Here is a 1,530-nt window from a genome sequence, read left to right as displayed (position 1 = left end):
AAAGAGTTTGAGAAGACACATTCATATCCTGAAGTATACCGGTTGAAAAAGGAAGCTCTTCAGGAGTTAAAAGGAATGAATCTAACAGATTCCCAACGGGAAAAGTTGTCCAGCATTGAAAAAGCCTTAGATCAAGAAAAACAGGAATATGATAAAAACAGTAAAAAAGAATCGAGCCAGGAGAAAGAACCAAAAAGTCAAAATAAATTCGCACAACTTTTTCAACAGTTTAAAAACGTAAAAAAGAAAGAGCAGCCAAAAGAAGCGGAAATGGAACATGCTAGATAGATATAAGTTGAGGAGAGTACTGTGAAACAGTGCTCTTCTTCTTTTTAAAAGCGAAAGGAGAGAAAAGGATGGTAAATATCGTTGAAATTGTAGACATTGATTATACAGGTGTATGGGCAGAGACAAGGAATGCTGAAGAATTGATTTTTATTCCGTTCCCAAAAGAAAAAATTCAAATGGCACGTGAAATATTGTCAGGGAAAAAACAAATGTATGTGTTCTTACAGAAAGATTGGGACTGGAGAAAGATGTCATGAATCCATGGTTATTTGCTGGCTGTATGTTGCTTGTAGTTGTGGCGATGAACATTTGTATATGGATGGCACAATGTGCGATAAAACGGTTCAAAGTAAGAAGAATGAAGCGTCAAAATTAAAGATGTTACATATATGAGGAGGAATGAATGGTGGGAAAAACATTATTTATTGCGGAAAAACCGAAAGTTGCATACGAATTATTGAAATCACCACGTTTTCGAAATGCAGAAAAACATATGGGTAGTAAACCGTATTATGGATACTTTGAAAACCAGGAATATATTATTAGTTGGTGTTCGGGTCATTTATTAGAGCTGAAGCATCCAGAAGAGATAGATGAGAAATACAAAGAATTTCAGTTTGAGCATTTACCTATATTAGTGGAACCGGAGTACAAGGTGAAACCAGATTATATCGAACAAATCAATACTTTAATAGAATTGTTGCAACGTCAGGATGTAGATCATGTGGTCAACGCCTGTGATGGAGACCGTGAGGGCGAGCTGATTTATCGTGAAATGTATGAATATGCGGGTGTAAATAAACGACAATCTCGGCTCTGGCTTGCTTCGTATGAGCCAGCAGAATTAGAGGCAGGACTGAACCGATTAGAGCCAGGGGAACACTATGATGGTCTTGCAAATTCCGCAAAAGCAAGGCAATATCTGGACTATCTTCTCGGAATCAATGTGACGAGAGGATGTACAACGAAACTTGCTAAAAACCAATTCTTATTAGCGACGGGGCGTGTGCAAATGTGCCTGTTACATGAGATTTGGCAACGTGAGGTAGCGATAGAGAATTATAGAGAGCAAACCTACTATAATCTGAAACTCATCACAGACAATGGTTTAGAAGCGGTCATGAAGACAGAAGACCAATTATTAGATCCGGCTCCTTTGCAAAAGCTTGGTGCTAAATTAGTTGGTACAGAATTAACGGTAACGGAGTTTAAAGAGAGTACCAGAAAAAAGAAACCAAAATT

At 37.7% G+C, this 1,530-nt stretch carries 3 protein-coding genes and 1 pseudogene; all 4 read left to right on the top strand.

The genetic code is table 11. The features are described from left to right. Positions 1-288: pseudogene (locus C564_RS0131480) on the top strand (hypothetical protein); the annotation flags it as partial. A gap of 68 nt (positions 289-356) precedes the next feature. After that, positions 357-545 (top strand): hypothetical protein, encoded by a 189-nt coding sequence (locus C564_RS0131475; RefSeq protein ID WP_018768251.1) that lies wholly within the window; start codon positions 357-359, stop codon positions 543-545. Continuing rightward, a complete protein-coding gene (locus C564_RS38145) occupies positions 542-664 on the top strand; it encodes a hypothetical protein (protein WP_018768250.1) in 123 nt (40 codons plus the stop codon). The genes C564_RS0131475 and C564_RS38145 overlap by 4 nt, the downstream gene beginning before the upstream one ends. A 30-nt stretch (positions 665-694) precedes the next feature. Further along, positions 695-1,530, top strand: an 836-nt coding sequence (locus tag C564_RS0131465; protein WP_033794942.1) for a DNA topoisomerase, incomplete at its 3' end; no start/stop codon positions are given.

This window comes from Bacillus sp. 105MF (assembly GCF_000374885.1).
GTDB classification, from domain to species: domain Bacteria; phylum Bacillota; class Bacilli; order Bacillales; family Bacillaceae_G; genus Bacillus_A; species Bacillus_A pseudomycoides.
Note: the sequence above shows the minus strand (reverse complement) of the source record. Positions and strands in the feature narration are given on the sequence as shown.

What these genes read in the sequence shown, in the direction of transcription:
- C564_RS0131475 (WP_018768251.1), top strand. Translation starts at nt 357, where the DNA reads ATGGTAAATATCGTTGAAATTGTAGACATTGATTATACAGGTGTATGG.
- C564_RS38145 (WP_018768250.1), top strand. Translation starts at nt 542, where the DNA reads ATGAATCCATGGTTATTTGCTGGCTGTATGTTGCTTGTAGTTGTGGCG.